Genomic DNA, 21860 nt, shown 5'->3' on the forward strand with positions numbered 1-21860 from the left:
CCGATGACGAGTCCCGCACAGCGCCACATGATGCGGGTCTCGGCAGCGATGACCGCGCAGCGGGAAGCCGCCCCGCTGCGACATGCAACTGTCTATGAGCAGATGCTGGTCAAGCTGGCCGCAGACCAGCGCACACTGAAAGCGATTTATTCAAAAGAGCTGAAGGCCGCGAAAAAGCGCGAACTGCTGCCGTTCTGGTTGCCGTGGGTGAGCGGCGTGCTGGAGCAGGGCAAAGGCGCACAGGATGACATTCTGATGACGGTCATGCTGTGGCGTCTGGATACCGGCGATATTGCCGGTGCGCTGGAGATTGCCCGTTATGCCCTGAAGTACGGTCTGACCATGCCGGGTAAACACCGCCGTACCCCGCCGTACATGTTCACCGAGGAGGTCGCGCTCGCGGCCATGCGCGCCCACGCTGCCGGTGAGTCTGTGGATCCCCGCCTGCTGACGGACACCCTTGAACTGACCGCCACGGCTGACATGCCTGATGAAGTGCGCGCAAAGCTGCACAAAATCACCGGTCTGTTTCTGCGTGACGCTGGTGATGCCGCAGGGGCGCTGGCGCATCTGCAACGTGCGACACAGCTCGACTGTCAGGCAGGCGTCAAAAAAGAGATTGAACGACTGGAGCGGGAGCTGAAACCGAAGCCGGAGCCGCAGCCAAAAGCGGCCACCCGTACCCCGCGTAAGACCCGGAGCGTGACACCGGCAAAACGTGGACGCCCGAAAAAGAAAGCCAGTTAACAACCGAATGCGCCCCGCGCCAGGGCGGCACGCCGGTCAGTGAGGGTGAATCACCTGACACTGCACCGGCGTCCACCGCCCGACTTTTCAGAGGTAGTCATGATGACGCTGATTATTCCGCGAAAGGAGGCTCCCGTGTCCGGTGAGGGTACGGTGGTCATCCCGCAACCGGCAGGCGACGAGCCGGTGATTAAAAACACGTTCTTTTTTCCCGATATCGACCCGAAGCGCGTCCGGGAACGTATGCGCCTTGAGCAGACCGTCGCCCCCGCCCGTCTGCGTGAGGCCATCAAGTCAGGCATGGCGGAGACGAATGCGGAGCTGTACGAGTACCGCGAACAGAAAATTGCCGCCGGTTTTACGCGTCTGGCGGACGTTCCGGCGGACGACATCGACGGTGAAAGCATCAAAGTTTTTTACTACGAGCGCGCCGTGTGTGCGATGGCGACCGCGTCGCTTTATGAGCGTTACCGCGGCGTGGATGCCAGTGCCAAGGGCGACAAGAAGGCCGACAGCATTGACAGCACCATTGATGAGCTGTGGCGGGATATGCGCTGGGCGGTGGCGCGTATCCAGGACAAGCCGCGCTGCATCGTGAGTCAAATCTGATGAAGACCTTTGCGCTACAGGGCGACACGCTCGACGCCATTTGTGTCCGGTATTACGGGCGCACTGAGGGCGTGGTTGAGACCGTGCTCGCCGCAAATCCGGGACTGGCTGAACTGGGTGCGGTGCTGCCGCACGGCACCGCCGTCGAACTGCCCGACGTTCAGACCGCGCCCGTAGCTGAAACTGTCAATCTGTGGGAGTAACGCATGACAGCAGAAGAAAAAAGCGTCCTGTCGCTTTTCATGATTGGGGTGCTGATTGTTGTCGGCAAGGTGCTTGCCGGTGGTGAACCCATCACCCCGCGTCTGTTTATCGGGCGCATGTTGCTCGGTGGTTTTGTCTCGATGGTTGCCGGTGTTGTTCTGGTGCAGTTTCCTGACCTGTCACTGCCTGCGGTGTGCGGCATCGGATCCATGCTGGGTATCGCCGGTTATCAGGTGATTGAGATTGCCATTCAGCGCCGTTTTAAGGGCAGGGGGAAACCGTAATGCCGGTAATTAACACGCATCAGAATATCGCCGCCTTTCTCGACATGCTGGCCGTGTCCGAAGGGACGGCGAACCATCCGCTGACGAAAAACCGGGGCTATGACGTGATAGTCACCGGACTGGACGGAAAGCCGGAAATTTTCACCGACTACAGTGACCACCCGTTCGCACATGGTCGACCGGCGAAGGTGTTTAACCGTCGCGGTGAAAAATCCACGGCCTCCGGTCGCTATCAGCAGCTTTACCTGTTCTGGCCACACTACCGCAAACAGCTTGCCCTGCCGGATTTCAGTCCGTTGTCACAGGACAGACTCGCCATTCAGTTGATCCGCGAACGCGGTGCACTGGAGGACATTCGGGCGGGACGCATTGAGCGCGCCATTTCACGCTGTCGCAATATCTGGGCGTCCCTGCCGGGTGCCGGTTACGGTCAGCGTGAGCATTCACTGGAAAAACTGGTCACCGTCTGGCGTACCGCCGGCGGTGTACCGGCTTAAACGGAGTCAACACCATGAAGAAATTATCCCTTTCACTGATGCTGAACGTGTCGCTGGCGCTGATGCTGGCACTGTCCCTGATTTACCCGCAGAGCGTGGCCGTCAATTTTGTCGCTGCCTGGGCGATTCTGGCGACGGTTATCTGTGTGGTTGCCGGCGGTGTCGGCGTGTATGCCACAGAGTATGTACTGGAACGCTACGGGCGGGAGCTGCCGCCGGAATCGCTGGCCGTGAAGATTGTCACGTCGCTGTTTTTGCAGCCGGTGCCGTGGCGCAGACGGGCGGTGGCTCTGGTGGTGATGGTGGCGACATTTATCTCGCTGGTCGCTGCCGGGTGGATTTTTACCGCGCTGATTTATCTCGTGGCGTCGCTGTTTTTCCGGCTGATACGTACGGCCTGCCGTCAGCGTTTTGAGGGGCGGGAACCATGTCAAAGCTGATGATTGTGCTGGTTGTGTTGTTATCGCTGGCGGTGGCCGGGCTGTTTCTGGTGAAGCATGAAAACGCCAGCCTGCGCGCCTCGCTGGACAGGGCGAACAACGTCGCCAGCGGGCAGCAGACGACCATCACCATGCTGAAAAATCAGCTTCATGTTGCCATCACCAGGGCAGATAAAAACGAGCTGGCGCAGGTTGCACTGCGTCAGGAGCTGGAGAACACCGCGAAGCGTGAAGCACAGCGCGAGAAAACCATCACGAGGTTACTGAATGAAAACGAAGATTTCCGCCGCTGGTACGGTGCTGACCTGCCTGATGCTGTGCGCCGGTTGCACCAGCGTCCGGCCTGCACTGACGCCAGTGATTGTCCACAACGCCTGCCCGAAAGTGAGTCTTTGCCCGATGCCGGGCAGTGACCCGCAGAAGAACGGCGATTTAAGTGCCGATATCCGGCAGCTTGAGAACGCGCTGGCACGTTGTGCCAGCCAGGTAAAAATGATTAAACACTGTCAGGACGAAAACGATGCTCAAACCCGACAGCCTGCGCAGGGCACTGACTGATGCCGTCACGGTGCTGAAAACCAGCCCCGAGATGCTGCGGATATTCGTGGATAACGGGAGTATTGCCTCCACACTGGCGACGTCGTTGTCATTCGAAAAGCGTTACACGCTCAATGTCATTGTGACCGACTTTACCGGTGATTTTGACCTGCTCATTGTGCCGGTGCTGGCGTGGCTGCGGGAAAATCAGCCCGACATCATGACCACCGACGCAGGCCAGAAAAAGGGCTTCACGTTTTATGCAGACATCAACAATGACAGCAGCTTTGATATCAGCATCAGCCTGATGCTGACCGAGCGTACGCTGGTTAGTGAGGTGGGCGGTGCGCTGCATGTGAAGAATATCCCGGAACCTCCGCCGCCGGAGCCGGTCACCCGCCCGATGGAGCTGTATATCAATGGCGAACTGGTGAGCAAGTGGGATGAATGAGTTTAAGCGTTTTGAAGACCGACTGACCGGACTGATTGAGTCGCTGTCACCGTCAGGGCGTCGGCGACTGAGTGCCGAACTGGCGAAACGTCTGCGGCAGAGTCAGCAGCGTCGGGTGATAGCACAGAAAGCCCCGGACGGCACACCCTACGCGCCACGCCAGCAGCAGAGCGCCAGAAAAAAGACCGGTCGCGTTAAGCGAAAAATGTTTGCGAAACTTATCACCAGTCGTTTTTTGCATATCCGCGCCAGCCCGGAGCAGGCATCAATGGAATTTTACGGCGGGAAGTCACCGAAAATCGCCAGCGTGCATCAGTTCGGTCTGTCGGAAGAAAACAGGAAAGACGGTAAGAAAATTGATTATCCGGCGCGTCCTCTGCTCGGCTTTACCGGTGAGGATGTGCAGATGATTGAAGAGATTATTCTGGCTCACCTGAATCGCTAGCTTTATTGATCTGAGAATATAAGAATGAAATTATTTGATTTAGTATGATTTATTTTGAATCTTTACGTTAATAAATAAAAGGCCAGTTATTGGCCTTTTATCATTACTTGCCATTTTTCAATGCATTGATTAACGATGCTATTTGTTCAATACCATCAAATGTAGATGGTATCTTATCATCGGATAGCATGATGTTCGAAAATACTACGTCTTCAAATTTTGAAAGAGCTTCTGGGTTGTTTTCCCTTATCTCTGAGGAATAGTCGCTATAACTCTGAATAAACTGACAAAGGCTCTTTCTGAGTTCTATTTGCATAATCTGAGTTCGTAACGATATGTGATTTATCAGTACAACTCTAAAGTAATACATGAAAATCAATGTGACTGATGCAAAAGGTAGTGCTGACATGAAATATGTGGCAGCATTTGTCGTTTCGAGAGTTGGTAATTTATGCATTCCATAGTATATCAGCGGGGATGGGATGATTATAGCTAAGATGATAAGGATTATTCTTGATAGTAAAATTTCACGTTCTTTCTTTTTGCCAAGTGAATTAAAGCCTTCAAACAATCCAACAAAATTAAATGCGACCTCATACCCTTTCAATGATTCTTTAATTGACTCTATTTTGGTATGTTGTTCCTTTAAAAAGGACTCGCATTTTTCGAAAAATTGACGACCTTCGCTTAAACTATCAATATATTTTTTATATGTGTCCACATTGCCTGAGCTTAAAACTTCTTTAACCATTGCTAATGGTAGTTCTCTAAGAGAAAAGTCTATCTGTGCTCTGCTTTGTTCATCGAATTCATTATAGTTATACAGAGCGAAATCCTTGATGGTTTTTAGTGGTGAAAAGAAAGTATCTGTCTCAGGAGAGAGAATACTTGGCTCAATAATAAATCTAAAAAAACAAGTGAATATAAAATTGATGCTGTTGTTATCCTCTCCCTTTTCTTTTAATAAGTTTGTAAAGGTATTACCAATCCTGACAATGTTGTACTGGGATTTTTTGTCCCAATCTTCTGGGTTTTCAGAAATGAAGTCTATTGCTTGAGCAATTATTTTGTTTCTGTTTGATTCAAAGGTTGTGCTGGGTGTCAGCGTGTTCAAAAAGACCAGATAATCTTTGAACAATTCTTTCATTGTTTTTGATGAGAAAAAGTAAGTGTTCATTATGGATTTTGTTGTCCCTTGTTGTTCTGTGCACCAGAAATCGTTGCGTGATTTACTTCGGGATTGTACAGAATCATTATTCTCGAATGAATACACAATACAATGAAATACTTCGCTTTATACGCAATATGATTCGCACCGGCATTATCGTCGAAACCGACCTTAACGCCGGTCGCTGCCGTGTGCAGACCGGCGGCATGTGCACCGACTGGCTTCAGTGGCTGACCCATCGCGCCGGACGTTCGCGCACATGGTGGGCACCTTCCGTGGGGGAACAGGTGTTGATTCTGTCCGTGGGCGGTGAACTCGACACGGCGTTTGTTCTGCCGGGGATTTATTCCGGCGATAATCCCGCGCCGTCTGCGTCGGCGGATGCCCTGCATATCCGTTTCCCTGACGGGGCGGTGATTGAGTATGAACCCGAAACCAGTGCACTTACGGTAAGCGGAATTAAAACGGCCAGCGTGACGGCTTCTGATTCTGTTACCGCCACGGTGCCTGTGGTCATGGTGAAAGCATCAACCCGCGTCACCCTGGACACACCGGAGGTGGTCTGCACCAACAGGCTGATTACCGGCACGCTGGAAGTGCAGAAGGGCGGGACGATGCGCGGCAACATTGAACACACCGGCGGTGAACTCTCATCAAACGGTAAGGTACTGCATACCCATAAACACCCCGGCGACAGCGGCGGCACAACCGGGAGTCCTCTATGACAGCGCGTTATCTCGGAATGAATCGCAGTGATGGCCAGACTGTCACTGACCTTGAGCATATCAGCCAGAGTATCGGCGATATCCTGCGCACACCGGTCGGCTCACGGGTGATGCGTCGTGATTACGGCTCGTTGCTGGCATCAATGATTGACCAGCCGCAGACCCCGGCGCTTGAGTTGCAGATTAAGGTCGCCTGTTACATGGCGGTGCTGAAATGGGAACCCCGAGTCACCCTGTCATCCGTCACCACTGAGCGCAGTTTTGACGGGCGAATGACGGTCACGTTAACCGGCCAGCACAACGACACCGGCCAGCCACTTTCGTTAACCATCCCTGTGAGTTGAAACCATGCCGATTATCGACCTGAACCAGCTACCCGCACCGGATGTGGTCGAGGAGCTGGACTTTGAAACCATTCTTGCCGAACGCAAGGCGACACTGATTTCCCTTTACCCGGAAGACCAGCAGGAGGCGGTCGCCCGTACCCTGACGCTGGAATCTGAGCCTCTCGTCAAACTGCTGGAGGAAAATGCTTATCGTGAGCTTATCTGGCGTCAGCGTGTGAATGAGGCTGCACGGGCGGTGATGCTGGCCTGTGCAGCCGGTAATGACCTTGATGTGATTGGTGCCAATTACAACACCACGCGCCTGATTATCACCCCGGCAGATGATTCGACCATCCCGCCGACACCGGCAGTGATGGAATCTGACACCGATTATCGTCTGCGTATTCAGCAGGCGTTTGAAGGTTTAAGCGTCGCCGGGTCGGTGGGTGCCTATCAGTATCATGGCCGCAGTGCCGACGGGCGTGTCGCGGATATCTCTGTCACCAGTCCGTCTCCGGCCTGCGTCACCATCTCTGTGCTGTCACGTGAAAATAACGGCGTCGCATCCGAAGACCTGCTGGCTGTGGTGCGTAACGCCCTTAATGGCGAGGACGTCAGGCCGGTGGCCGACCGCGTGACCGTGCAGTCTGCCGCCATCGTTGAATACCAGATAAACGCCACGCTTTACCTTTACCCTGGTCCCGAAAGCGAACCCATCCGCGCTGCCGCCGTGAAAAAACTAGAAGCGTACATCACGGCACAGCACCGGCTGGGGCGCGACATCCGTCTGTCTGCCATTTATGCCGCTTTGCATGTGGAAGGCGTGCAGCGTGTCGAGCTGGCCGCACCACTGGCCGACATTGTGCTCAACAGTACGCAGGCGTCTTTCTGTACCGAATACAGCGTCGTGACCGGAGGCTCGGATGAGTGATTCGCGACTGCTGCCGACCGGCTCATCACCGCTTGAAGTTGCCGCCGCAAAAGCCTGTGCGGAAATTGAAAAAACACCGGTCAGTATTCGTGAGCTGTGGAACCCGGACTCCTGTCCGGCAAATCTGCTGCCGTGGCTGGCGTGGGCGTTTTCGGTCGACAGGTGGGATGAAAAGTGGCCGGAAGCGACAAAACGCGCCGTTATCCGCGATGCGTATTTCATCCACTGTCATAAAGGCACTATCGGCGCAATCCGGCGTGTGGTGGAGCCGCTCGGCTATCTCATTAACGTAAAGGAATGGTGGGAGACAAACGACCCGCCCGGAACCTTCCGCCTTGATATCGGCGTACTGGAAAGCGGCATCACGGAGGAGATGTATCTGGAAATGGAACGGCTGATTGCCGATGCCAAACCCGCAAGTCGCCACCTTATCGGTCTGAACATTATCCAGGACATTCCCGGCTATCTGTATACAGGCGGTGTGGTCTGTGATGGTGATGTTATTACTGTTTATCCCGGATAAGTGAGAAACAATGAGCACGAAATTTAAAACCGTTATCACTACTGCCGGAGCCGCAAAGCTGGCAGCCGCCACTGTCCCCGGCGGGAAAAAAGTAAACCTGTCTGCAATGGCCGTGGGTGACGGTAATGGCAAATTGCCGGTGCCGGATGCCGGTCAGACGAAACTGGTGCATGAGGTCTGGCGTCATGCTCTGAATAAAGTCAGCGTGGATAATAAGAATAAAAACTATATCGTGGCTGAACTGGTTGTACCGCCCGAAGTGGGCGGCTTCTGGATGCGTGAGCTTGGTCTGTATGACGATGCCGGAACACTGATTGCGGTATCCAACATGGCAGAAAGCTATAAACCAGAACTGGCTGAAGGCTCCGGACGTGCGCAGACCTGCCGCATGGTTATTATTCTCAGCAATGTGGCGTCCGTTGAGCTGAGTATTGATGCCAGCACAGTGATGGCGACGCAGGATTATGTCGATGACAAAATCGCAGAGCATGAGCAGTCCCGCCGCCATCCTGACGCCACGCTGACAGAAAAAGGTTTTACTCAGTTAAGCAGTGCAACAAACAGCACCAGTGAAAAGCTGGCGGCAACGCCAAAGGCAGTAAAAGCAGCCTATGACAATGCTGAGAAACGTCTGCAGAAAGACCAGAACGGTGGCGATATTCCAGATAAGGGCGCTTTTCTGGACAATATTGGCGTTACCAGCCTGACGTTTATGAAACACAATGGAATGATTCCAACCACTGACAATCTTGACTCCTATGGCCCAGAAGAAAAATATCTTGGAACGTGGTCATGTCCGTCACAATCCACTGCAAAACCAGAGTCTGGTTACCCTGAAGATAAAGGCAATGGGGTTCTGGAAGTATTCAATGCTGGTCGCTTTCACTGCACACAACGCTACACCACCCGAACCGGTAATATTTACATTCGGATGCTTGATGCAGAATGGAACCCTGTCAGTCCTGTATGGAGTGCATGGAGAGTTATTACAAGCGGGACTCGCCCATTAAGCACGTCAATTGACCTGAATTCTTTAGGTGGTGCGGAACACCTGGGAATATGGCGCAATAGCAGTACATCAATAGCCTCATTTGACCGTCATTTCCCGGAGGAAGGGAGTTTTGGGCAGGGTATTCTGGAAGTCTTTGAAGGCGGTCTGTATGGGAGGATGCAACGTTACACCACCCGTAGTGGGACTATGTACATTCGCGGACTGACTGCCTCATGGGATGCAGAAAATCCACAATGGGAGGACTGGATTGCTGTTGGGTATCAGTCCACGGGATGGACTTATTCAGGGGATCTTGATGACCTTTTAAAGCCTGGTATTTATAGCGTTACGAAACAGGCCACAAATGCACCTGTCACCGACTCTAAAGATCTTGCTGTTGGCTCAATAGTTGAAGTGAAAAAACGTTGTGATATTGAATCGTATATCCAGACATACACGACTGTTTCAGCAACGGATGCCTATAAAAACCGGACATTTCAGCGAACCCGCGCCAGCGGTGAAACTGACTGGGGGGAATGGGCGGAAGTATACAACTCAAAATCATTACTCACTAAATTAGGTGTCGGCGGTGTTACCGACAGGTTATCCAGTCTGGACTGGCAGACCTACGACTTTATACCGGGCAGCATGATAACTGTCAGGCTTTCAGATATGACCAATATTCCCGATGGGATGGAATGGGGCGTCATTGATACTAACCTGATAAATATCACTGTTGGCCCCAGTGAAGGCGGAGGTGTCGCCCGTTCAATGCAGGTATGGCGCAGCACTTCAAACAAAACCAACTATCGTTTTTTTACAGTCCGCTTATATGGAAATCCTGGGGAGCGTAGCTTCAATATTCGTCGGCTACCAATTATCGACGAAGCCCAGACATGGGAGGCAAAACAGACATTCAGTGCAGGCCTTTCTGGTGAACTGTCCGGCAATGCGGCTACAGCAACAAAGCTGAAAACGGCAAGGACAATTAACGGCGTAAAATTTGACGGCTCGGCAAATATTGAAGCGTTTCCGCCTGGTGTTCCGCTGCCGTGGCCATCAGATACACCACCTGCGGGCTATGCAATTATGCAGGGGCAGACGTTTGATAAGGCAGCATATCCGAAACTGGCTATAGCCTATCCTTCTGGTGTTATTCCAGATATGCGCGGCTGGACAATCAAGGGCAAACCCGCCAGTGGGCGTGCCGTATTGTCACAGGAACAGGACGGGATTAAATCGCATACTCACAGCGCCAGTGCGTCAAATACGGATTTGGGAACGAAAACAACCAGTTCATTTGATTACGGCACGAAGACAGTCAGTACGTTTAACTACGGAACAAAAACCACTAATACCACAGGTAACCATACACATACCATTTACAGAGGGAATGCCAATACTAATGGTGAAACCGGTAAAACAGGCTTTGACAACCCATCGTTTAATGGCACATCAGGAGCTGCCGGGAATCATGCCCACACGGTAGATATTGGAGCACATAACCATACTGTTGGTATTGGTGCACATTCACACACGGTTGCTATTGGCTCACACGGGCACTCTATTACCGTTAATGCTACAGGTAATACCGAAAACACCGTCAAAAACATCGCATTTAACTATATTGTGAGGCTTGCATAATGGCTTTCAGAATGAGTGCAGAAGCACAAACTATCCGCGTTTTCAATTTACTTGATGGAACCAATGAATTTATTGGCGAAAGTGATGCATATATTCCGCCGCATACAGGTCTGCCTGCAAACAGTACAGATATTACACCACCTGATATTCCGGCGGGTTTTGCTGCCGTTTTCAATGCAGATGAAATGAAATGGGAACTGATGGAAGACCATCGCGGAAAGACTGTCTATGAAACGAAAACGGGAGCAGCCATTTATATTTCTGAACTTGGCGCATTACCTCCAGACGTGACAGCCATTTCCCCGGAGGGGGATTATCAGAAATGGAACGGCAATGCGTGGGTGAATGATGAGAATGCAGAGCGTGATGCGCTTGTCAGAGCGGCTGACTCTCAGAAGAAAGAGCTGATTGCATATGCAGGTGAAATTATTGCCACGCTGCAGGATGCTGTCGATTTAGATATGGCTACCGAGGAAGAAAAGTTAAGCCTGACACACTGGAAAAAATACCGTGTGTTACTGAATCGCGTTCAGCCGGAAGATGCTCCGGATATAGAATGGCCGGAAATGCCGCAATAAATTGTAGAAGCTCTGATGTGAGTTTATACATCTATGGCACAGAGTAAAAAATAATCTGACAGTTCGCTCTGTGCCAAAAGCAGAATTTACCTCTTACGATTATACACCATGTAAAAAACGGTTATTTCTTCGTCGCTCTCCCTCGCTGCTAACTTCATTAAAAAATCCTCTGCTAACATCATCAGAAACATCAATAATGTGTTTTAACGCAGAAAGGGTCTCAAATTGCTTGCTCGTTAAGGCTGACTTATCAATCGCTAATTGCTCGTCATTTACATCTTTTAAGTAAGAAAAATACTTACCCAAAAAGCCTGCGATAACATCAGATAGTTGGACAGCCTCTGAGTCGTGGGATTTAACGAATTCATGATTCTGTATTGGTATGCCATTTTCAGTTAACGGGAAGTTTTTAACTTCATCTTGAATGCTTTTTTCTTCATCAAATATGTGAATGGAATTTTTAAATAGATACAAGTTTCTTAAATAGAATACCATAAAGCTATCGATCAGTTCTCGACCATGAAATCCCGATATGAACGGTAGTTCTTCGATTTTTAGAGATTCTTTAACCAAATTTTCGAGTGCGAGTGCTCGAAAATCTGGTAGCATACAACTGTGCATGCATGTAAAATCGATAAGCCAGAGGCAAAACTCATAAACTTTTTCTTCTGGAATATCGGGGTAGTTAAATTTATGTAGAGCATTCAGGAAAACATCGGGATTGCTATTGGCAAGCTCATAAAAATCGCTCTTAAATGACATGTGGTTCATGATATAAAAAGGATTGTGTAGCTCTCCAATAATAGAATCAACAATGTCAATAATAGACCAGTATGTGACATTAAGATTAAAATAATGGATATAGAAATTGTTTTCGATAAGCCAGTTTAGAATAATTAAAATCTTATCAGATTTAAGCATGTCCAAAAAACTACCCTTAGCAATATGTCTGAGTTTTAACTCATGGGCACTTTTTTGAAGATTAAGCTTTTGAAATAGGGTTGAATAATCGCTGTCAGTGCTTAACCCTTTGTGTAGTATTCCTGCAAGGATGAAATTATCCGCCTTTACAACATTGAAACCAGAATCTTTTAAATATAGTTTTCGAATGTTATTCGTTTCATCATAATAAAACGTATAGACTTCATCAGTATTTTGAAGACCATTATGCTTGATAAGTAACTCTCTAAGTTCATTGACATCCATTTTATTCCCCTAATGCAATTCTCAAACTAAGATTAATTTCAGTAATCATCATATAAAGTTAGCCTAACAAACATATTAATGAATGTCTGCTATTCGCTCAAGGCAGACTGTCAGATTTAATAGCGTTTTGATTATGTAACTTGTCAGCTGGAAGCTAAGTGAGAACAAATAAAGAAAAGGCGGGCTGATTGCCCGTCTTTTCTTTATCTGTTGTTTCATTCACTGACCAGCCAGGTCAAATAGCGTCTCATGCACTGCCCAACAGAAAATAGTTGTACCCATTAACCACGGAGTTAAACGGATGAGTGACTATCATCATGGCGTGCAGGTGCTGGAGATTAACGACGGCACCCGCGTCATTTCCACTGTATCCACTGCCATTGTCGGCATGGTCTGCACGGCCAGCGATGCGGATGCGGAAACCTTCCCCCTCAATAAACCGGTGCTGATTACCAATGTGCAGAGCGCAATTGCAAAGGCCGGTAAAAAAGGCACGCTGGCGGCGTCGCTGCAGGCCATCGCCGACCAGTCAAAACCGGTCACCGTTGTCGTGCGCGTGGAAGACGGCACCGGCGACGACGAAGAAACGAAACTCGCGCAGACCGTTTCCAATATCATCGGCACCACTGACGAAAACGGTCAGTACACCGGACTGAAAGCCCTGCTGGCGGCGGAGTCGGTAACCGGTGTTAAACCGCGCATTCTCGGCGTGCCGGGACTGGACACCAAAGAGGTGGCTGTTGCACTGGCATCAGTCTGTCAGAAGCTGCGCGCTTTCGGGTATATCAGCGCATGGGACTGTAAAACCATTTCCGAGGTGAAAGCCTATCGCCAGAATTTCAGCCAGCGTGAGCTGATGGTCATCTGGCCGGATTTCCTCGCATGGGATACGGTCACCAGTACCACCGCCACCGCGTATGCCACCGCCCGTGCACTGGGCCTGCGCGCTAAAATTGACCAGGAGCAGGGCTGGCATAAAACGCTGTCCAACGTCGGGGTGAACGGTGTTACCGGCATCAGCGCATCTGTATTCTGGGATTTGCAGGAGTCCGGCACCGATGCTGACCTGCTTAACGAGTCAGGCGTCACAACGCTGATTCGTCGTGACGGTTTCCGCTTCTGGGGTAACCGTACCTGCTCTGATGACCCGCTGTTCCTCTTTGAAAACTACACCCGCACCGCGCAGGTGCTGGCCGACACGATGGCTGAGGCGCACATGTGGGCGGTGGACAAGCCCATCACCGCAACGCTGATTCGCGACATCGTTGATGGCATCAATGCCAAATTCCGAGAGCTGAAAACAAACGGCTATATCGTGGATGCGACCTGCTGGTTCAGTGAAGAATCCAACGATGCGGAAACCCTCAAGGCCGGAAAACTGTATATCGACTACGACTATACCCCGGTGCCTCCTCTTGAAAACCTGACCCTGCGCCAGCGTATTACTGATAAATACCTGGCAAATCTGGTCACCTCGGTTAACAGCAATTAAGGAGCCTGACCGATGGCAATGCCGCGCAAACTCAAATACATGAATGTCTTTCTGAACGGCTACAGCTATCAGGGCGTTGCAAAGTCCGTCACGCTGCCAAAACTGACCCGTAAGCTCGAAAACTATCGCGGTGCGGGGATGAACGGCAGCGCACCGGTAGACCTCGGCCTTGATGATGATGCGCTGTCAATGGAGTGGTCGCTCGGGGGCTTCCCGGATTCGGTTATCTGGGAGCTTTACGCTGCAACCAGTGCTGATGCCGTACCGATTCGTTTTGCTGGTTCTTACCAGCGCGACGATACCGGCGAAACGGTGGCCGTCGAAGTGGTCATGCGTGGGCGTCAGAAAGAAGTCGATACCGGAGAGGGTAAACAGGGAGAGGATACCGAATCGAAACTCCCGGTGATTTGTACTTATTTCCGGCTGACGATGGACGGTAAGGAGCTGGTCGAAATCGACACCATCAACATGATTGAGAAGGTGAACGGCGTCGACCGGCTGGAGCAACACCGCCGAAATATCGGCCTGTGATTTTCATCCGGTCAGCCTGGCTGACCGGTTAACCCTGATTCAGAAGTGAGAAAACCATGAACAAAGAAAATGTGATTACCCTGGACAATCCGGTCAAGCGTGGTGAGCAGGTTATCGAACAGGTCACGCTGATGAAACCCAATGCCGGGACGCTGCGCGGTGTCAGCCTGGCTGCGGTCGCGAACTCCGAAGTCGATGCACTGATTAAGGTGCTGCCGCGCATGACGGCACCGATGCTGACCGAGCAGGAAGTCGCCGCGCTGGAACTGCCTGACCTTGTGGCGCTGGTCGGTAAGGTGGTCGGTTTTTTGTCGCCGAACTCGGTGCAGTGACGTTTCCGAAAAATCTCTCGGTCGATGACCTGATGGCGGATGTGGCAGTGATATTTCACTGGCCGCCATCAGAACTGTATCCCATGAGCCTGGCCGAACTCATCACATGGCGCGAAAAGGCGCTCCGGCGAAGCGGAAACACGAATGAGTAACAATGTAAAATTACAGGTATTGCTCAGGGCTGTTGACCAGGCATCCCGCCCGTTTAAATCCATCCGCACAGCGAGCAAGTCGCTGTCGGGGGATATCCGGGAAACACAAAAATCACTGCGCGAGCTGAACGGTCAGGCATCCCGTATTGAGGGGTTCCGCAAGACCAGTGCACAGCTCGCCGTGACTGGTCAGGAACTGAAAAAAGCCAGACAGGAAGCCGCAGCTCTGGCTGTCCAGTTTAAAAATACTGAACGACCGACAAATGCACAGGCAAAGGCAATGGAAGCCGCGCGTAAAAATGCGTCTGAGTTACAGGCGAAATATAACAGCCTGAGATTGTCGGTACAGCGCCAGCGTCAGGAATTGAGTCAGGCGGGTATTAATACCCGTAATCTGGCGCATGATGAACGAGGGCTGAAAAACCGTATCAGTGAAACCACCACACAGCTTAACCGTCAGCGTGATGCGCTGGCGCGTGTCAGTGCGCAACAGGCAAAACTTAACGCAGTAAAACAGCGTTATCAGGCCGGAAAGGAGCTGGCCGGAAATATGGCCTCGGTGGGCGCTGCCGGTGTGGGGATTGCGGCGGCGGGAACGATGGCCGGAGTTAAGCTGCTGATGCCCGGTTATGAGTTTGCGCAGAAAAACTCAGAATTGCAGGCCGTGCTGGGAGTGGCAAAAGACTCCGCCGAAATGACCGCACTCCGCAAGCAGGCGCGCCAGCTCGGCGACAATACCGCAGCCTCGGCAGATGATGCAGCCGGTGCACAGATTATCATTGCGAAAGCGGGTGGAGATGCTGCGGCTATTCAGGCGGCAACGCCGGTCACGCTGAATATGGCACTGGCGAATCAGCGGTCGATGGAAGAAAACGCGCAACTGTTGCTGGGGACTAAGGCATCCTTTCAACTGTCAAATGATGATGTCAGCCATGTGGGCGACGTGTTGTCGGCAACGATGAATAAGTCGGCGGCTGATTTTCAGGGACTCAGTGATGCACTGACTTACCTCGGTCCGGTTGCGAGGACGGCAGGTGTAAGTCTTGAGCAGGCAGCGGCCATGACAGGTGTGCTGCATGATAATAACATCAGGGGGTCAATGGCGGGGACGGGGAGCAGTGCCGTTGTCACCCGATTACAGGCACCGACTGGAAAAGCATGGGATGCACTCAAAGAGCTTGGCGTTAAAACCTCGGACAAAAAGGGAAATATGCGTCCGTTGTTCACCATTCTGAAAGAGATTCAGGCCAGCTTTGATAAACACAAGCTGGGAACGTCTCAGAAGGGGGAATACCTTAAAACCATTTTTGGTGAGGAAGCCCTGAAATCAGCGAACGTTTTACTGGCAGCGGCAGCAAGCGGAAAACTGGATACGCTGGCCGCCACGCTGAAAGCCTCGGACGGTAAAACGGAAGAGCTGGTTAAAATCATGCAGGATAACCTCGGCGGTGACTTTAAGGAGTTTCAGTCCGCTTATGAGGCAGTGGGGACTGACCTGTTTGACCAGCAGGAAGGCGCACTGCGTAAGCTCACTCAGACTGCCACAAAGTATGTGTTAAAACTCGACGGCTGGATCAAGAAAAACAAATCACTGGCGTCAACCATCGGCCTCATTGTCGGTGGCGCGCTGGCACTTATTGGCATCATCGGTGCCATTGGTCTTGTAGCCTGGCCGGTTATCACCGGCATCAATGCCATTATCGCGGCAGCAGGCGCAATGGGGGCAATCTTCACGACGGTTGGCAGTGCTGTTATGACGGCCATCGGGGCGATTAGCTGGCCGGTTGTGGCCGTGGTGGCCGCCATTGTCGCCGGGGCGTTGCTTATCCGTAAATACTGGGAGCCTGTCAGCGCATTCTTTGGCGGTGTGGTTGAAGGGCTGAAAGCGGCATTTGCGCCGGTGGGGGAACTGTTCACGCCACTGAAGCCGGTGTTTGACTGGCTGGGCGAAAAGTTACAGGCCGCGTGGCAGTGGTTTAAAAACCTGATTGCCCCGGTTAAAGCCACACAGGACACCCTGAACCGTTGCCGTGATACGGGCGTCATGTTCGGGCAGGCACTGGCTGACGCGTTGATGCTGCCGCTTAATGCGTTCAACAAACTGCGCAGTGGTATTGACTGGGTACTGGAAAAACTCGGTGTTATCAACAAAGAGTCAGACACACTTGACCAGACCGCCGCCAGAACTCATGCCGCCACGTATGGTACCGGTGGCTATATTCCGGCGACCAGCTCTTATGCAGGCTATCAGGCTTATCAGCCGGTCACGGCACCGGCTGGCCGCTCTTATGTAGACCAGAGTAAAAACGAATATCACATCAGCCTGACGGGTGGTACTGCGCCGGGGACACCGCTTGACCGCCAGTTACAGGACGCGCTCGAAAAATACGAGCGGGATAAACGTGCGCGCGCCCGTGCCAGCATGATGCATGACGGTTAAGGAGGTGACGAAAAATGATGCTCGCGTTAGGTATGTTTGTTTTTATGCGCCAGACGCTGCCACACCAGACCATGCAGCGTGAATCAGATTATCGCTGGCCGTCAAATTCCCGTATCGGTAAACGGGATGCCTACCAGTTTCTCGGTGTGGGTGAGGAAAACATGACGCTTGCCGGTGTGCTTTATCCCGAACTGACCGGCGGAAAGCTGACGATGACCACGCTCAGGCTGATGGCAGATGAAGGCCGGGCGTGGCCGTTGCTGGATGGCACTGGCATGATTTACGGCATGTATGTCATCAGCAAGGTGAGTGAAACAGGGAGTATTTTCTTTGCAGACGGCACACCCCGGAAAATTGATTTTACGCTGTCTCTCACCCGCGTTGATGAATCACTGGCCGCGCTTTATGGCGATATCGGTAAACAGGCGGAGTCGCTCATCAGTAAGGCCGGCAGTATGGCGACCAGATTCACGGGTATGACGGGGGCAGGATAATGCTGGATGCGCTGACATTTGATGCAGGCAGTACGCTGACGCCGGATTACATGCTGATGCTCGACAGCAGGGATATTACCGGCAATATCAGCGACCGTCTGATGAGCATGACCCTGACGGATAACCGGGGCTTTGAGGCTGATCAGCTTGATATTGAACTGAACGATGCCGACGGGCAGGTCGGGCTGCCGATTCGTGGCGCTGTCCTGACGGTGTATATCGGCTGGAAAGGTTTTGCCCTGGTATGCAAAGGGAAATTTACCGTTGATGAGGTTGAACACCGGGGCGCGCCGGATGTGGTCACCATCCGCGCCCGGAGTGCAGATTTTCGCGGGACGCTCAATTCCCGCCGTGAAGGCTCCTGGCATGACACCACGCTCGGTGCGATTGTTGAGGCGATAGCCTCCCGTAACAGGCTGGAAGCCAGTGTCGCGCCGTCACTGGCAGGAATTAAAATCCCGCACATCGACCAGTCGCAGGAGTCTGATGCGAAATTCCTGACCCGTCTTGCAGAACGCAACGGCGGTGAGGTCTCGGTAAAAATGGGAAAACTGTTGTTTCTCAAAGCGGGGCAGGGGGTGACGGCCAGCGGTAAAAAAATCCCGCAGGTCACCATAACCCGCAGCGACGGCGACCGCCATCATTTTGCGATTGCTGACCGTGGAGCCTATACCGGCGTAACGGCAAAGTGGTTACACACCAAAGACCCGAAGCCACAAAAGCAGAAGGTAAAACTGAAACGCAAAAAGAAAGAGAAACACCTGCGCGCACTGGAGCACCCGAAAGCGAAACCAGTCACGCAGAAGAAAGCGCCAAAAGTACCGGAAGCGCGCGAAGGTGAATACATGGCTGGTGAGGCTGACAACGTTTTTGCCCTGACCACGGTATATGCCACGAAAGCGCAGGCCATGCGCGCCGCTCAGGCGAAGTGGGATAAGCTGCAACGGGGCGTTGCGGAGTTCTCCATCAGTCTGGCTACTGGTCGGGCAGATATTTACACGGAAACGCCGGTCAAAGTGTCAGGCTTTAAGCGCGTCATAGACGAGCAGGACTGGACAATCACTAAGGTGACACATTTTCTGAATAATAGCGGCTTCACGACGTCCTTAGAGCTTGAGGTCAGGCTTTCTGACGTGGAGTACGAAACAGAAGATGATGAGTAATGATTTGTTTTTATCTATTTGTTTTATAAGGATAAACTAACTAAAATGGCACCATCAACAAAACCGGAAGAGGTGCTCGCGATGTTTCATTGTCCTTTATGCCAGCATGCCGCACATGCGCGTACAAGCCGCTATATCACTGACACGACAAAAGAGCGTTATCACCAGTGTCAGAACGTGAATTGCAGCGCCACGTTCATCACTTATGAGTCGGTACAGCGATACATCGTGAAGCCGGGAGAAGTCCACGCCGTAAGGCCGCACCCATTGCCGTCAGGGCAGCAAATTATGTGGATGTAATTACAAACAGAAAGCCCCTCAGTCGAGGGGCTTTTTTGTCGATGTGGTCAATGTGTGGACGTGACCAGAAATAAATCCTTTTATTTCATATGATTAGATATCAAAAAATGTCACCAATAACTGACATTGCGGTGTTTCTCCAGATGTGGCCCATCTGAGGCCGTGTTGGTGCGCAGCTCGAAGGCTACGTCGAGTCTGTTTTGGCAGTTACCCTAAAGTATAGATAGCTGACAAAAAAGGCTCTCTTGCTAAAAAAGGCCCCACTTTCGTGGAGCCTTTATTGTACGCTTTTTACTGTAAGATTTCAGTCAAATCTAATTACATAGATTGAGTGAAGGTACGAGTAATAACGTCCTGCTGCTGTTCTTTAGTCAGCGAGTTGAAACGTACTGCGTAGCCAGATACACGGATGGTCAGCTGCGGATATTTTTCCGGGTTTTCCATCGCGTCGAGCAGCATTTCACGGTTCATCACGTTAACGTTCAGGTGCTGACCACCTTCGATGGACGCTTCGTGGTGGAAGTAACCATCCATCAGACCAGCCAGGTTGGTCTTACGAACTTCGTCGTCTTTACCCAGTGCGTTCGGAACGATAGAGAAGGTGTAAGAGATACCATCTTTAGCGTAAGCGAACGGCAGTTTAGCAACGGAAGTCAGGGAAGCTACAGCACCTTTCTGGTCACGGCCGTGCATCGGGTTAGCACCCGGTCCGAACGGCGCGCCAGCACGACGACCGTCTGGGGTGTTACCGGTTTTCTTACCATACACAACGTTAGAAGTGATGGTCAGAACAGACTGAGTCGGGATAGCGTCACGGTAGGTGTGCAGTTTCTGAATTTTCTTCATGAAACGTTCTACCAGGTCAACAGCCAGGTCATCTACACGCGGATCGTTGTTACCAAACTGCGGGTATTCGCCTTCGATTTCGAAGTCGATAGCCAGACCGTCTTCGTCACGAATCGGTTTAACTTTCGCATATTTGATTGCAGACAGGGAGTCAGCAGCAACGGACAGACCAGCGATACCACACGCCATGGTGCGGATAACGTCACGGTCGTGCAGCGCCATCAGAGAGGCTTCGTAGCTGTACTTGTCGTGCATGTAGTGGATGATGTTCAGTGCAGTGATGTACTGTTTAGCCAGCCAGTCCATGAAGTGATCCATGCGCTCCATCACTTCATCGTAGTTCAGGAGGTCGCCTTTGATCGGTTCAGACTTCGGACCAACCTGCATTTTCAGTTTTTCGTCAACGCCGCCGTTGATTGCGTACAGCATGGTTTTCGCCAGGTTTGCACGCGCACCGAAGAACTGCATTTGTTTACCAACGATCATCGGGCTTACGCAGCAAGCGATAGCGTAGTCATCGTTGTTGAAGTCCGGACGCATCAGGTCATCGTTCTCATACTGCAGAGAAGAGGTGTCGATGGACACTTTAGCGGCGAATTTCTTGAAGTTCAGCGGCAGTTTTTCAGACCACAGAATGGTCATGTTCGGTTCCGGAGACGGACCCATGGTGTACAGGGTGTTCAGGAAACGGAAGCTGTTTTTGGTAACCAGGGTACGACCGTCGAGGCCCATACCACCGATAGATTCGGTTGCCCAGATCGGGTCGCCAGAGAACAGTTCATCGTACTCAGGAGTACGCAGGAAGCGAACCATACGCAGTTTCATGACCAGGTGGTCAACCATTTCCTGCGCTTCTTGTTCGGTGATCTTGCCAGCTTTCAGGTCACGTTCGATGTACACATCCAGGAAGGTGGATGTACGACCGAAGGACATTGCAGCACCGTTCTGAGACTTAACAGCAGCCAGGTAGCCGAAGTAAGTCCACTGGATAGCTTCCTGAGCGTTGGTAGCCGGACCAGAGATGTCGTAGCCGTATTTCGCAGCCATTTCTTTCATCTGACCCAGAGCGCGGTGCTGTTCAGCAATTTCTTCGCGCAGACGGATAGTTGCTTCCAGATTTACGCCGTTTTCCAGGTCAGCCTGCAGAGAGGTGAACTGTGCCAGTTTGTCTTTCATCAGGTAGTCGATACCGTACAGCGCAACGCGACGGTAGTCACCGATGATACGACCACGGCCATATGCATCTGGCAGACCGGTCAGAACACCAGATTTACGGCAACGCAGGATGTCCGGAGTGTAAACGTCGAACACGCCCTGGTTGTGAGTTTTACGGTATTCAGTGAAGATTTTTTTGATCATCGGATCCAGTTCGCGGTTGTACGCTTTGCAGGAACCTTCGATCATTTTGATACCACCGAACGGGATAAGAGCACGTTTCAGCGGAGCTTCAGTCTGCAGACCAACGATTTTCTCAAGCTGCTTGTTGATGTAGCCAGCGTCGTGAGAGGTGATGGTGGAAGCAACAGCGGTGTCAAAGTCAACTGGCGCGTGAGTGCGGTTTTCCAGTTTAACGCCTTCCATTACTTTGTCCCACAGGGTGGTGGTCGCTTCAGTAGCGCCAGCCAGGAAGGACTCATCACCCTCGTACGGAGTGTAGTTTTTCTGAATGAAGTCACGGACGTTTACTTCATTCTGCCAGTCACCTTTGGTAAAACCTTCCCAGGCTGTGGCTAACTTTTCATTAAGCTCGGACATGTAACACCTACCTTCTTAAGTGGATTTTTTATTTACTGCGTACTTCGAC

Annotated in this window: 27 protein-coding genes; 24 read left to right on the forward strand and 3 right to left on the reverse strand. The window is 51.6% G+C overall.

Annotated features, from left to right (window positions below; genetic code table 11):
* Positions 1 to 3: 3 nt before the first annotated feature.
* The 10 genes from D9736_RS09610 to D9736_RS09655 all read left to right on the forward strand — a co-directional run bounded on the left by D9736_RS09610 (position 4) and on the right by D9736_RS09655 (position 4214).
* Complete coding sequence (locus D9736_RS09610) at positions 4 to 747, forward strand: terminase endonuclease subunit (protein ID WP_130258223.1); 744 nt, start codon at positions 4 to 6, stop codon at positions 745 to 747.
* A 99-nt stretch (positions 748 to 846) separates the two neighbouring features.
* A complete protein-coding gene (locus tag D9736_RS09615; RefSeq protein WP_000988633.1) occupies positions 847 to 1356 on the forward strand; it encodes a head completion/stabilization protein in 510 nt (169 codons plus the stop codon).
* Complete coding sequence (locus tag D9736_RS09620; RefSeq protein WP_000846409.1) at positions 1356 to 1559, forward strand: tail protein X; 204 nt, start codon at positions 1356 to 1358, stop codon at positions 1557 to 1559. The genes D9736_RS09615 and D9736_RS09620 overlap by 1 nt, the downstream gene beginning before the upstream one ends.
* Before the next feature lie 3 nt (positions 1560 to 1562).
* Entirely contained in the window at positions 1563 to 1844 is a 282-nt protein-coding gene (locus D9736_RS09625) for a phage holin family protein (protein ID WP_000123123.1), read from the forward strand.
* Positions 1844 to 2341 (forward strand): glycoside hydrolase family 104 protein, encoded by a 498-nt coding sequence (locus D9736_RS09630; protein ID WP_069898860.1) that lies wholly within the window; start codon positions 1844 to 1846, stop codon positions 2339 to 2341. Before D9736_RS09625 ends, D9736_RS09630 begins: the two co-directional genes overlap by 1 nt.
* A 14-nt stretch (positions 2342 to 2355) precedes the next feature.
* Positions 2356 to 2781 (forward strand): DNZ54_00345 family protein, encoded by a 426-nt coding sequence (locus D9736_RS09635; protein WP_130258224.1) that lies wholly within the window; start codon positions 2356 to 2358, stop codon positions 2779 to 2781.
* Positions 2769 to 3194 carry an Rz-like lysis system protein LysB gene (gene lysB / locus D9736_RS09640; protein ID WP_130258225.1) on the forward strand — a complete coding sequence of 142 codons (426 nt, stop codon included), beginning with the start codon at positions 2769 to 2771 and terminating at the stop codon, positions 3192 to 3194. Before D9736_RS09635 ends, lysB begins: the two co-directional genes overlap by 13 nt.
* Positions 3094 to 3339 carry an Rz1-like lysis system protein LysC gene (gene lysC / locus D9736_RS23585; RefSeq protein WP_240779335.1) on the forward strand — a complete coding sequence of 82 codons (246 nt, stop codon included), beginning with the start codon at positions 3094 to 3096 and terminating at the stop codon, positions 3337 to 3339. The genes lysB and lysC overlap by 101 nt, the downstream gene beginning before the upstream one ends.
* Complete coding sequence (locus tag D9736_RS09650) at positions 3302 to 3769, forward strand: phage tail protein (protein ID WP_130258226.1); 468 nt, start codon at positions 3302 to 3304, stop codon at positions 3767 to 3769. Before lysC ends, D9736_RS09650 begins: the two co-directional genes overlap by 38 nt.
* Positions 3762 to 4214: a phage virion morphogenesis protein gene (locus D9736_RS09655; protein ID WP_130258227.1), complete on the forward strand. Its 453-nt coding sequence runs from the start codon at positions 3762 to 3764 to the stop codon at positions 4212 to 4214. Before D9736_RS09650 ends, D9736_RS09655 begins: the two co-directional genes overlap by 8 nt.
* 103 nt (positions 4215 to 4317) lie before the next feature.
* Here the strand turns inward: D9736_RS09655 and D9736_RS09660 are convergent, their stop codons facing one another.
* On the reverse strand, positions 4318 to 5391 hold the full coding sequence (locus D9736_RS09660; protein WP_130258228.1) for a hypothetical protein: 1074 nt from the start codon (positions 5389 to 5391) through the stop codon (positions 4318 to 4320).
* Between the two features lie 86 nt (positions 5392 to 5477).
* Between D9736_RS09660 and D9736_RS09665 the strand changes: the two genes are divergently transcribed.
* From D9736_RS09665 to D9736_RS09690, 6 genes are read left to right on the forward strand one after another with little or no spacing between them, the layout of a single operon-like run.
* Positions 5478 to 6107, forward strand: a complete 630-nt coding sequence (locus D9736_RS09665) for a phage baseplate assembly protein V (RefSeq protein ID WP_130258229.1) — start codon at positions 5478 to 5480, stop codon at positions 6105 to 6107.
* Entirely contained in the window at positions 6104 to 6451 is a 348-nt protein-coding gene (locus D9736_RS09670; RefSeq protein ID WP_033552407.1) for a GPW/gp25 family protein, read from the forward strand. Before D9736_RS09665 ends, D9736_RS09670 begins: the two co-directional genes overlap by 4 nt.
* A gap of 4 nt (positions 6452 to 6455) precedes the next feature.
* A complete protein-coding gene (locus D9736_RS09675) occupies positions 6456 to 7364 on the forward strand; it encodes a baseplate assembly protein (RefSeq protein ID WP_001121475.1) in 909 nt (302 codons plus the stop codon).
* Positions 7357 to 7887 carry a phage tail protein I gene (locus D9736_RS09680; RefSeq protein ID WP_105291091.1) on the forward strand — a complete coding sequence of 177 codons (531 nt, stop codon included), beginning with the start codon at positions 7357 to 7359 and terminating at the stop codon, positions 7885 to 7887. The genes D9736_RS09675 and D9736_RS09680 overlap by 8 nt, the downstream gene beginning before the upstream one ends.
* A 10-nt stretch (positions 7888 to 7897) precedes the next feature.
* On the forward strand, positions 7898 to 10522 hold the full coding sequence (locus D9736_RS09685; protein WP_130258230.1) for a phage tail protein: 2625 nt from the start codon (positions 7898 to 7900) through the stop codon (positions 10520 to 10522).
* Complete coding sequence (locus tag D9736_RS09690) at positions 10522 to 11100, forward strand: tail fiber assembly protein (protein WP_130258231.1); 579 nt, start codon at positions 10522 to 10524, stop codon at positions 11098 to 11100. The genes D9736_RS09685 and D9736_RS09690 overlap by 1 nt, the downstream gene beginning before the upstream one ends.
* Before the next feature lie 99 nt (positions 11101 to 11199).
* Here the strand turns inward: D9736_RS09690 and D9736_RS09695 are convergent, their stop codons facing one another.
* Positions 11200 to 12306, reverse strand: a complete 1107-nt coding sequence (locus D9736_RS09695; protein WP_130258232.1) for a DUF3800 domain-containing protein — start codon at positions 12304 to 12306, stop codon at positions 11200 to 11202.
* A gap of 301 nt (positions 12307 to 12607) precedes the next feature.
* Here D9736_RS09695 and D9736_RS09700 point away from each other — a divergent pair, with 301 nt between their 5' ends.
* From D9736_RS09700 to ogrK, 8 genes are all read left to right on the forward strand, one after another.
* Positions 12608 to 13798: a phage tail sheath protein gene (locus tag D9736_RS09700; protein ID WP_032301922.1), complete on the forward strand. Its 1191-nt coding sequence runs from the start codon at positions 12608 to 12610 to the stop codon at positions 13796 to 13798.
* A gap of 12 nt (positions 13799 to 13810) precedes the next feature.
* Positions 13811 to 14329, forward strand: a complete 519-nt coding sequence (locus D9736_RS09705; protein WP_024221248.1) for a phage major tail tube protein — start codon at positions 13811 to 13813, stop codon at positions 14327 to 14329.
* 56 nt (positions 14330 to 14385) lie between these two features.
* Positions 14386 to 14661 (forward strand): phage tail assembly protein, encoded by a 276-nt coding sequence (locus tag D9736_RS09710; protein ID WP_130258233.1) that lies wholly within the window; start codon positions 14386 to 14388, stop codon positions 14659 to 14661.
* Positions 14658 to 14813, forward strand: a complete 156-nt coding sequence (locus D9736_RS09715; protein WP_024196108.1) for a GpE family phage tail protein — start codon at positions 14658 to 14660, stop codon at positions 14811 to 14813. The genes D9736_RS09710 and D9736_RS09715 overlap by 4 nt, the downstream gene beginning before the upstream one ends.
* Entirely contained in the window at positions 14806 to 17253 is a 2448-nt protein-coding gene (locus D9736_RS09720; RefSeq protein ID WP_130258234.1) for a phage tail tape measure protein, read from the forward strand. Before D9736_RS09715 ends, D9736_RS09720 begins: the two co-directional genes overlap by 8 nt.
* Positions 17254 to 17267: 14 nt before the next feature.
* Positions 17268 to 17747 carry a phage tail protein gene (locus D9736_RS09725; RefSeq protein ID WP_130258235.1) on the forward strand — a complete coding sequence of 160 codons (480 nt, stop codon included), beginning with the start codon at positions 17268 to 17270 and terminating at the stop codon, positions 17745 to 17747.
* Positions 17747 to 18910 (forward strand): phage late control D family protein, encoded by a 1164-nt coding sequence (locus D9736_RS09730; RefSeq protein ID WP_000882940.1) that lies wholly within the window; start codon positions 17747 to 17749, stop codon positions 18908 to 18910. Before D9736_RS09725 ends, D9736_RS09730 begins: the two co-directional genes overlap by 1 nt.
* A gap of 81 nt (positions 18911 to 18991) precedes the next feature.
* Positions 18992 to 19210, forward strand: a complete 219-nt coding sequence (ogrK, locus tag D9736_RS09735; protein WP_000468308.1) for a prophage transcriptional regulator OgrK — start codon at positions 18992 to 18994, stop codon at positions 19208 to 19210.
* Between the two features lie 318 nt (positions 19211 to 19528).
* Here the strand turns inward: ogrK and pflB are convergent, their stop codons facing one another.
* Positions 19529 to 21811: a formate C-acetyltransferase gene (gene pflB / locus D9736_RS09745; protein ID WP_130258236.1), complete on the reverse strand. Its 2283-nt coding sequence runs from the start codon at positions 21809 to 21811 to the stop codon at positions 19529 to 19531.
* Positions 21812 to 21860 lie beyond the last annotated feature (49 nt).

It is taken from the genome of Escherichia sp. E10V10 (assembly GCF_004211985.1).
Classification (GTDB): Bacteria; Pseudomonadota; Gammaproteobacteria; order Enterobacterales; family Enterobacteriaceae; genus Escherichia.

Bases quoted from the DNA above. Each gene is read 5' to 3' on its own strand.
- D9736_RS09620 (WP_000846409.1), top strand. From the start codon at position 1,356: ATGAAGACCTTTGCGCTACAGGGCGACACGCTCGACGCCATTTGTGTC.
- ogrK (WP_000468308.1), top strand. From the start codon at position 18,992: ATGTTTCATTGTCCTTTATGCCAGCATGCCGCACATGCGCGTACAAGC.
- D9736_RS09650 (WP_130258226.1), top strand. From the start codon at position 3,302: ATGCTCAAACCCGACAGCCTGCGCAGGGCACTGACTGATGCCGTCACG.
- lysC (WP_240779335.1), top strand. From the start codon at position 3,094: ATGCTGTGCGCCGGTTGCACCAGCGTCCGGCCTGCACTGACGCCAGTG.
- D9736_RS09700 (WP_032301922.1), top strand. From the start codon at position 12,608: ATGAGTGACTATCATCATGGCGTGCAGGTGCTGGAGATTAACGACGGC.
- D9736_RS09675 (WP_001121475.1), top strand. From the start codon at position 6,456: ATGCCGATTATCGACCTGAACCAGCTACCCGCACCGGATGTGGTCGAG.
- pflB (WP_130258236.1), bottom strand. From the start codon at position 21,811: ATGTCCGAGCTTAATGAAAAGTTAGCCACAGCCTGGGAAGGTTTTACC.
- D9736_RS09610 (WP_130258223.1), top strand. From the start codon at position 4: ATGACGAGTCCCGCACAGCGCCACATGATGCGGGTCTCGGCAGCGATG.
- D9736_RS09665 (WP_130258229.1), top strand. From the start codon at position 5,478: ATGAATACACAATACAATGAAATACTTCGCTTTATACGCAATATGATT.
- D9736_RS09725 (WP_130258235.1), top strand. From the start codon at position 17,268: ATGATGCTCGCGTTAGGTATGTTTGTTTTTATGCGCCAGACGCTGCCA.
- lysB (WP_130258225.1), top strand. From the start codon at position 2,769: ATGTCAAAGCTGATGATTGTGCTGGTTGTGTTGTTATCGCTGGCGGTG.
- D9736_RS09630 (WP_069898860.1), top strand. From the start codon at position 1,844: ATGCCGGTAATTAACACGCATCAGAATATCGCCGCCTTTCTCGACATG.
- D9736_RS09720 (WP_130258234.1), top strand. From the start codon at position 14,806: ATGAGTAACAATGTAAAATTACAGGTATTGCTCAGGGCTGTTGACCAG.
- D9736_RS09660 (WP_130258228.1), bottom strand. From the start codon at position 5,391: ATGAACACTTACTTTTTCTCATCAAAAACAATGAAAGAATTGTTCAAA.
- D9736_RS09685 (WP_130258230.1), top strand. From the start codon at position 7,898: ATGAGCACGAAATTTAAAACCGTTATCACTACTGCCGGAGCCGCAAAG.
- D9736_RS09710 (WP_130258233.1), top strand. From the start codon at position 14,386: ATGAACAAAGAAAATGTGATTACCCTGGACAATCCGGTCAAGCGTGGT.
- D9736_RS09705 (WP_024221248.1), top strand. From the start codon at position 13,811: ATGGCAATGCCGCGCAAACTCAAATACATGAATGTCTTTCTGAACGGC.
- D9736_RS09695 (WP_130258232.1), bottom strand. From the start codon at position 12,306: ATGGATGTCAATGAACTTAGAGAGTTACTTATCAAGCATAATGGTCTT.
- D9736_RS09690 (WP_130258231.1), top strand. From the start codon at position 10,522: ATGGCTTTCAGAATGAGTGCAGAAGCACAAACTATCCGCGTTTTCAAT.
- D9736_RS09730 (WP_000882940.1), top strand. From the start codon at position 17,747: ATGCTGGATGCGCTGACATTTGATGCAGGCAGTACGCTGACGCCGGAT.
- D9736_RS09635 (WP_130258224.1), top strand. From the start codon at position 2,356: ATGAAGAAATTATCCCTTTCACTGATGCTGAACGTGTCGCTGGCGCTG.
- D9736_RS09625 (WP_000123123.1), top strand. From the start codon at position 1,563: ATGACAGCAGAAGAAAAAAGCGTCCTGTCGCTTTTCATGATTGGGGTG.
- D9736_RS09615 (WP_000988633.1), top strand. From the start codon at position 847: ATGATGACGCTGATTATTCCGCGAAAGGAGGCTCCCGTGTCCGGTGAG.
- D9736_RS09670 (WP_033552407.1), top strand. From the start codon at position 6,104: ATGACAGCGCGTTATCTCGGAATGAATCGCAGTGATGGCCAGACTGTC.
- D9736_RS09680 (WP_105291091.1), top strand. From the start codon at position 7,357: ATGAGTGATTCGCGACTGCTGCCGACCGGCTCATCACCGCTTGAAGTT.
- D9736_RS09655 (WP_130258227.1), top strand. From the start codon at position 3,762: ATGAATGAGTTTAAGCGTTTTGAAGACCGACTGACCGGACTGATTGAG.